This window comes from Brevibacillus sp. BC25 (genome assembly GCF_000282075.1).
Classification (GTDB): Bacteria; Bacillota; Bacilli; order Brevibacillales; family Brevibacillaceae; genus Brevibacillus.
Window position 1 is genome coordinate 1 of the sequence record NZ_AKIX01000127.1, and the last position, 8257, is coordinate 8257.

The following is an 8257-nucleotide window of genomic DNA, read 5'->3' on the forward strand; positions in this document are numbered from 1 at the left end:
TTATCCACACATTTAGCAACTGATCATGCAGATCCAGTTTTCAGGGAATAAAAGAAGCCATCCAGCTCGGATGGTTTTTTTGCACTATTTGAAGACTGAAATTTCCGACGTATTATTTCGAAAAAGGAGTCATGTCATTATGAAACGAGCTTCTTCGGGTCGGCTCCACTACGCCTGGATCATTGCGAGTGTCACCTTTTTCATTCTTTTGATTGGCGCTGGAATTCGCTCTGCTCCTGGTGTATTTATGGTTCCTGTTGAACAAGAATTTGGCTGGAGTCGCTCTTCTATCTCAATAGCGCTGTCCATTAATCTATTGCTTTACGGATTGGTAGGTCCGTTTGTAGCAGCAGTCATGTATCGATTCGGAATAAGGCGTATCACGATTATTGCCCTTATCCTGTTAGCATTGGGTTCCTTCCTCACTACTTGGATGCAGGCCTCCTGGCAACTGACTGTACTTTGGGGGAGTCGTTGTTGGACTGGGTTCAGGATGCACGGCTTCCGTATTGGGAGCGATGATCGCAAATCGGTGGTTTGTGAAGCAACGAGGATTGGTTATGGGTATATTAACAGCGAGTGGTGCAACAGGACAGCTGGTATTTCTTCCTCTTCTCGCAAGCTTGGCTGAATCAGATGGCTGGCGTACGGCATCGTGGGTGATTGCAACAGCAGCGCTGATCTTAGTTCCAATTGTGGCTGTCTTGATGCGTGATCGACCAAGTGATAAGGGACTTCAGGCATTTGGCGCGACAGAAGTTGATCAAGAAATAGAAGACATCAAGCAAAACCCTTTTCGTGCAGCTGTTGATGGTTTAGTAAGAGGATCTCGTTCTTTTGATTTCTGGTTGTTGGCTGGCAGCTTTTTTATTTGCGGTCTCTCTACAAATGGATTAATCGGTACTCATTTTATAGCTGCTTGTATGGAGTACGGCATTCCAGCTGTAACGGCTGCAAGTTTACTCGCTCTCATAGGTATCTTTGACATTATCGGAACAACATTGTCGGGATGGCTATCTGATCGCTTTAACAATCGTTGGCTCTTGTTTTGGTATTACGGTTTACGGGGATTTTCGTTAATGCTGCTTCCTGCAGCGCTATCCTCTTCTACGTTTACCTTGGGCTTATTCATTGTCTTCTATGGCCTAGATTGGGTAGCTACTGTTCCTCCAACGCTTAAGTTAACAACTGATATTTTTGGAAAACAGCAATCAGGAATTGAGTTTGGGTGGATATTGGCCGCACATCAATTAGGTGCTGCTGTGGCAGCTTATGGTGGAGGAGTTATTTATACCATGTTGAATAGTTACTTTCTCATGTTTATCATTGCGGGAATATTTTGCTTGATCGCTTCAGTCATGGTTATGCGTATTGGAAGGAACGCGCTCACGGTGAAAATTTCCGGGAACATGTAGCGGTAAAGATATCGATTGAAAGAAAAACACCCGAGTGGACACTAGATCACTCGGGTGTTAGTTTTCAGGCTGTGGATACAAGGGAAGGATGATGCGGAAAACAGCACCGTGGAGTGGACCATTTTCTGCTTGGAGACGGCCGTGCGAACGTTCGATAATTGCTCGAGAAATAGCTAGCCCCAGTCCGACATCACCATTTTTTCCTTTCACAAACCGATGAAATAAATGAGGGAGAAGCTCTTCCGGGATGCCCTCACCATCATCTTGTACTTCTATTTGGAGTTGGCGTTTGCCTGGTTTGATTTCGATCGCGATCTGAACCTTGGCATGGCGCAAAGCATTTCCAATGATATTCAACAAGGCTTGAAGAAACTTTCCCTCATCGACGTACACTACGTCATTGGATTTAGTCGGATGTACTGAAATTGTTACATTGTGTTGGAGCTGCAAAGGGTGTAAACGCTCAATGGCCCGAGTCACCAGGTCAGTAGCGGAATGCCATGAGGGATCAAACAAATTCTCTTCGCCTTCAAGCTTGGCTAACAATATAATTTCAGTCACAATATGCTTCAATCGATTGGTTTCCTCTACGATGACATCAAAGCCTTTTTCAGCAGCAGCATCAACAAAAACGCCATCGCGAATTCCCTCGGCATATCCTTGAATGGACATGAGAGGGGTTTTTAGCTCGTGGGAAGCATTCTGTAAAAATTGCCGCTGGATTTCATGAAAACGATCGAGCTCTTGTGCCATGGAGTAAACACTATTCGAGACTTCAGCAATTTCACCGCGAGCAGGAATGAGTTGGACTTCGGAAAAACGCCGCGATTGAACCTTTTTAATTTCTCTCGTCAATTTATGGAGTGGCTTCACCATGCTACGGGTAATAAAAAAGCTGAGTAAAATGGTAGATACGGCTCCAATCAAAACGATGAGCAATATGTTATTCGTCATCTCCATACGAATGTCTTTTAGTCCGCGTACAGGAGAGGCCAGAATCAGTCGTTGCTTTTCGTCGTTTTTAAAAGCCAAGTTAACGACCACGTAATCATCGCTACCGACCATCCATATGTTTCGATTCTGCCTTTTCTCGGCTTTACGCTCAAGGGCATCCATCCACTCATTTAAATTGGAAGAAGGCAGGGACGTGTAGAGTACTTTTTTCTTTTTACCTAAGAGTAAAACTTCTATCTTGCGATTGGAGACGAGAAGCTTTTCGAGTTCTGCGACTCCCTCGGTTTCAATCTTTGCATTCGATTCGTTCATTTTCTCAATCCAGAATCGCCCTTTTAGGTTTAATTCATTCTTTTGCTGCTCGATTAAATTATCCAGCAAAAACGAATTGATCAGGACAGCTGATACCCCCATGACAAGACAGAGAAGAAGGGCGAACATCAACGTAATACGAAATTGGATACTCATTCATCCTTCGTTCCTTCCAAAGTTCGCAGGCGATACCCAAAGCCCCAGACGGTTTCGAGAGAGATCTTGTCCAGCTTTTTTCGGATACGACGAATGAGATCATCAACCACTCGATCACTTCCAAAATAATCATATCCCCATATAAGTGAGAGCAGCTCATCACGGGAAAAAGCCCGATTCGGATGCTCCGATAAAAGGCTGAGCACCTGAAACTCTTTCGAGGTCACCTCTACTTCCTCCCCGAAAGAAAATACCAGACGTTTTTCCTTATCTAATACAAGAGCACTGTTTGCAGCCTCTTCTGGGTTCCTGTCTTTCGCAATGAAAGGGGATTCTTCCGCATGGGATTTCATCTGTTTCCAACGTTGGAGTGCCCGATTTACGCGTGCCACTAATTCACGAGGACTAAAAGGTTTGGTGAGATAATCATCGCTTCCTAGCTCTAGCCCAAGAATCTTGTCTACTTCTTCGTCGCGCGCAGAAACCATGATGATAGGCGTCTCTGAACCAGCACGAATACGTCGACAAAACTCATAGCCATTCATACCTGGCAACATGATGTCCAATACCCATAGATCGGGGGGATTCTCTTGTTCTAAAGTAATAGCCTCTTCGGCTGATTCAACTGCAGTTGTAACATAGCCTTCCTTTTGCAGATAGGCTTCGACAATCTGACGAATATTGATGTCATCGTCTACGATAGCAATGTGAAAGGTCTTCATAGGATTCCTCCGACAACCTTTAGATTCTCACTTTATTGTACATCTTCAAACGGACTTAATCAGTTGTTGAAGGCAATTACCACACTTTTCCCATACTTTCCTGCATTTCTTACAAGAGTGTAAGGAAATTGAAACCCAAATCGATAGGACTACGTGTTCATTCCCTGTAAAATCAAAGTACATTCAATAAACGGAGGGATACACCATGAGAAAACTACTACAGATGATCGCGATTACGTTCGGATTGTTAATCGATACGAAGATAATGATTCGCTCCTCTGAATTGGAAATGGTCGTGAAGCTGTAAAGATGATCATAAATACATGTAAAAAAACATGAAATTCTAGGCGCCAGAATGTAGGGGCCTTTTTTGTTTTGTGTGATGATCCAGCGTGAAACAAAGGTGGAAAATTTAGGGATAATACAAAATTCGTGAGTGTACGACCAAAATCGGTGGGAAATCTTGAGGAAATGGATTGATTCAACTGGATTTTTTGGACGTGTCCTCTCTCTATATGGTATAATGAAGTATTGTGATAACCAGTTGGAGGTTTACCCTTTATGGCAGAAGAAACTGCTCGGTTTCCAAAAGTCGATATTAGCCACGAAATGAGAGAATCGTTCATTAGCTATGCGATGAGCGTTATCGTCAGTCGGGCTTTGCCTGACGTTCGCGATGGTTTGAAGCCTGTACACAGGCGTATTTTGTATGCCATGCACGATATGGGCCTTACTCCTGACAAGCCGTTCCGTAAATCGGCAAACGTTGTCGGGGAAGTAATGGCGAACTACCATCCGCATGGTGACTCTTCTATCTATGAAGCGATGGTACGTATGGCCCAAGATTTTAACATGCGCTACATGCTGGTTGAAGGGCAAGGGAACTTCGGTTCTGTAGACGGCGACCCGGCAGCGGCGATGCGTTATACGGAGTCGCGTTTTTCCAAGCTCGCGCTGGAGCTTTTGCGCGATATTGATAAAGAAACGGTCGATTTCATTCCTAACTACGACGGACGCAAAGAAGAGCCGGTTGTATTGCCTTCTCGTTTCCCGAACCTGCTTTTGAACGGGGCATCAGGGATTGCTGTAGGTATGGCTACTAATATTCCACCGCATAACTTGACGGAAGTCGTTGATGGCGTCATTGCCATGATCGACAATCCTGATATTACGATTCAAGATTTGATGAAAATCATCAAGGGACCTGACTTCCCTACAGCGGGGGAGATTCTCGGTTACAGTGGTATTCGTCGTGCCTATGAAACAGGCCGTGGTTCCATTATTATGCGCGCCAAAACCCAGATTGAAGAGGATGGGAAAGGAAAACCGCGCATCATCGTAACAGAGATTCCTTTTCAGGTGAACAAGGCTAGACTCGTGGAAAAAATCGCGGAGCTAGTGCGCGAGAAAAAAATCGAAGGGATTACCGACCTTCGTGATGAGTCTGACCGCAAAGGAATGCGTATCGTCATGGAATTGCGCCGTGACGTCATTCCAAAGGTTGTGTTGAACAATCTGTTTAAGCATACCCAAATGCAGTCTACATTCGGTGTGAATATGCTGGCGCTCGTTGACAGTCGTCCGCGTGTATTGAATCTGCGTGACATGCTCTATTACTATTTGGAGCACCAACGCGTCATTATCCGCAGAAGGACCGAGTACGATCTCAAGCAAGCAGAAGCTCGTGCGCATATCTTGGAAGGCTTGCGCATTGCATTGGATCATATTGACGAGATTATCAGTTTGATTCGTTCCTCCCAAACCACGGAAGAAGCTCGCACAGGACTCATGGAGAATTATTCGTTGTCCTACGAGCAGGCACAGGCGATTCTCGATATGCGTCTGCAACGCCTGACTGGTTTGGAACGAGAAAAAATCGAGAACGAATACCAAGAGCTCATGGTAAAAATCGCAGAACTGCGTGCTATTCTTGCAGACGAAGGCAAAATCTACGCGATCATCCGCGATGAGCTGGGTGAGATCAAAGAGAAGTTTGGCGATGCAAGACGCACGGAAATTACTTTCGATGAGAATCATATCGAAGATGCTGATTTGATCCCAGAGGAAGATGTCGTAATCACCCTGACGCATGATGGTTATATTAAGCGTCTGCCTGTTTCCACCTACCGTTCGCAAAAACGTGGTGGACGTGGCGTGCAGGGGTTGGGAACCAAGGATGACGATTTTGTCGAGCATCTGTACATTACCAACTCGCATGATTACATCATGTTCTTCACGAGCAAAGGGAAGGTTTATCGCTTAAAAGGATTCGAGATTCCTGATCTGAGCCGGACAGCGAAAGGTACCCCAATCATCAATCTCATTCAGATTGAAAAAGGGGAGCGGGTAAGTGCGGTAATCCCTGTGAAGGAGTTTGATCAGGAGCATTTCCTGTTCTTCGCGACCAAGAAGGGGATTATTAAGAAAACCACGCTGGAGTCTTACGGAAATATTCGCAAAGGCGGACTGATTGCGGTCAACCTGCGCGAAGATGACGAGTTGATTGGTGTTCGTCTAACGGATGGCCAACAACAAATCATCATGGGTACTCACAAAGGCATGTCCGTTCGTTTCAATGAGGGAGACGTACGCACCATGGGACGTAACGCTACCGGTGTGAAGGGGATTACCCTTGACGACGATGATGATGTTATCGATATGGACGTTATCAAACCAAATGCAGAAGTGCTCATTGTAACGGCGAATGGTTACGGAAAACGGACGCCTGTAGATGAATACCGTATTCAATCTCGTGGCGGTAAAGGAATTAAGACACACAATGTAACCGATCGAAGCGGTCCGGTCGTTGGTCTGAAAGTCGTTGAGCCTGAAGAAGATCTGATGATTATTACCACTTCCGGTATCATCATTCGCACAGAAATGAAAGGTATTTCTGTGATGGGGCGTTATACGCAAGGTGTGAAACTGATCCGTTTGTCTGAAAACGAGCAGGTGGGATCAGTCGCCAAGTGTCCTCCGACTGAGGAAGAGGATATGGCGGATGAAGATGCGGAAGAGGGAATCGAAGATCTGCAAGACGGAGAGACTGTCGAAGCAACTGAGCCTGTCGAAGCAACCGATCCTACCGAACCGACAGATGAATAAAAGAAAATCACGACAAAAGCGTCCCGCATAATGTGGGGCGTTTTTTCGTGTAAGTGCAGAAAGTTTATCCCAACCAGCGCTTTTTTCCTGCAAATGGTTTGGGTTTGAAGTAAAATTGGGAAATGGATACTATATCATTAACAAGTTGGATCGGGTGGTGAGCAGGTTGCCCAATGTGGAAGTGAAACAACTGACTCTTGGAGCGAAAGTGGCTGAAGACGTATTTACAGCATTGGGAGGCATTCTTTTTGCAAAAGGAACCCCTCTCTATGAAAGAGAAGTTCAATTTTTAGAAGCGTTCATGATCAAACAGGTACAAGTAGAGGATTCAGGAGGGACTTGGACTGACCAAGGTGAACCCACTAAGGTAGATACGCCAGAAGCTTCTGATAAGTTTACCCAAGCTAAACCTGTGTTTCAGGAGTCATTTGATAAAGCAGTGTCTACACTGAAAAATTTGATGACCCGCGTACAAGGCGGCAATAACATACCAGTTATGGAAGTTAGGGAAGTTGTTATGCCGGTCATTACGGAGTTTCAGCAGCAACCACAAGTTCTTCTCTCCCTTCGGCGCTTTGCAAGGATGGATAGCTACGCTTACGAGCATGCCATAGCGGTTGGGATGATTTCTTATATGATTGCTAAATGGGTCAAGGTGCCAGAAAAGGAATGGATGCAGGTCGCATTGGCGGGTACATTGCTCGATATCGGAAAAACGAAAATTGATCGGCGGATTTTGCAAAAACCAGGGAAGCTTACGCCAGACGAATTCGAAGAGATAAAGAAGCATACCGTTTATGGCTACCAAATTATTAAGTCATCCCACGGTTTAAGTGAAGGCGTAGCATTAGCGGCTTTGCAACATCATGAGCGAGAAGATGGTTCAGGCTATCCGCTAGGTTTACCTGGTTCTAAACTGCATTTATACAGTAAAATTGTCGCTGTGGCTGATGTGTATCACGCGATGAGTTCGGATCGTGTGCACCAAAAGGCATTGTCTCCTTATCAAGTCGTGGAGCAATTAGTGCAGGATAGCTTCGGGAAACTTGATCCTACCATTGTCCGGACATTTGTGGAGGGGATCACTCAATTCGCTGTAGGAACGCTAGTTGAATTAAGTGATGGAACTATTGGGAAGATCGTATTTACAGATCGTAATCACCCAACGAGACCAATGGTTGAAACAGGTGGAAAAATCGTAAACTTAGTCGAAGCTCGTCATTTATCTATTGTGAGAGTAATGGAACAGTAAGAAAGAGAGGCGAGTGATTCGCCTCTCTTTTAATATGATTTAAAGAAATTCAATTTTATTATAAAAACCTCTTGTGCAGTTTAAAAATACGTGATAAGATACTTCTTGTCGCTTCGGTTGAAGCAACACTTCAAGAAGAAAAGTTACATAAACTCTTTACTTCTTGAGTATTGTTTGATAAAGTATTGAATTGTCGCTGCTAAGCGGAACAAGATTTTCTAAAAAAACATCTTGCAAAAGCCTAGACGGCATGATAAGATAGATAAGTCGCCTCGAGAGAGTCGAACAAAATGCTCTTTGAAAACTGAACAGCGAAAGCGTTAATGAGTCTATCATTAAAT

The 8257-nt window shown here is 44.6% G+C and carries 4 protein-coding genes and 1 pseudogene; 3 read left to right on the forward strand and 2 right to left on the reverse strand.

What is annotated here, in order from left to right:
• Nucleotides 1-139: 139 nt before the first annotated feature.
• A pseudogene (locus PMI05_RS27415) lies at nt 140-1415 on the forward strand (MFS transporter).
• A gap of 57 nt (nt 1416-1472) precedes the next feature.
• On the opposite strand, the gene PMI05_RS27420 reads toward PMI05_RS27415, so the two are convergent.
• Both PMI05_RS27420 and PMI05_RS27425 read right to left on the reverse strand, forming a co-directional pair.
• Entirely contained in the window at nt 1473-2837 is a 1365-nt protein-coding gene (locus tag PMI05_RS27420) for a HAMP domain-containing sensor histidine kinase (RefSeq protein ID WP_007728998.1), read from the reverse strand.
• On the reverse strand, nt 2834-3559 hold the full coding sequence (locus PMI05_RS27425) for a response regulator transcription factor (RefSeq protein ID WP_007729000.1): 726 nt from the start codon (nt 3557-3559) through the stop codon (nt 2834-2836). The genes PMI05_RS27420 and PMI05_RS27425 overlap by 4 nt, the downstream gene beginning before the upstream one ends.
• A 561-nt stretch (nt 3560-4120) precedes the next feature.
• Between PMI05_RS27425 and gyrA the strand changes: the two genes are divergently transcribed.
• Together gyrA and PMI05_RS27435 are read left to right on the forward strand one after the other, a co-directional pair.
• Nucleotides 4121-6664 carry a DNA gyrase subunit A gene (gyrA, locus tag PMI05_RS27430; RefSeq protein WP_007729009.1) on the forward strand — a complete coding sequence of 848 codons (2544 nt, stop codon included), beginning with the start codon at nt 4121-4123 and terminating at the stop codon, nt 6662-6664.
• Nucleotides 6665-6830: 166 nt separating this feature from the next.
• Nucleotides 6831-7916, forward strand: coding sequence for an HD-GYP domain-containing protein (locus PMI05_RS27435; protein WP_193375288.1), 1086 nt, complete (start codon nt 6831-6833; stop codon nt 7914-7916).
• The last annotated feature ends 341 nt before the right edge of the window (nt 7917-8257 follow it).

Coding starts and splice junctions, on each gene's coding strand:
- PMI05_RS27420 (WP_007728998.1), bottom strand. CDS start 2,837: ATGAGTATCCAATTTCGTATTACGTTGATGTTCGCCCTTCTTCTCTGT.
- PMI05_RS27425 (WP_007729000.1), bottom strand. CDS start 3,559: ATGAAGACCTTTCACATTGCTATCGTAGACGATGACATCAATATTCGT.
- gyrA (WP_007729009.1), top strand. CDS start 4,121: ATGGCAGAAGAAACTGCTCGGTTTCCAAAAGTCGATATTAGCCACGAA.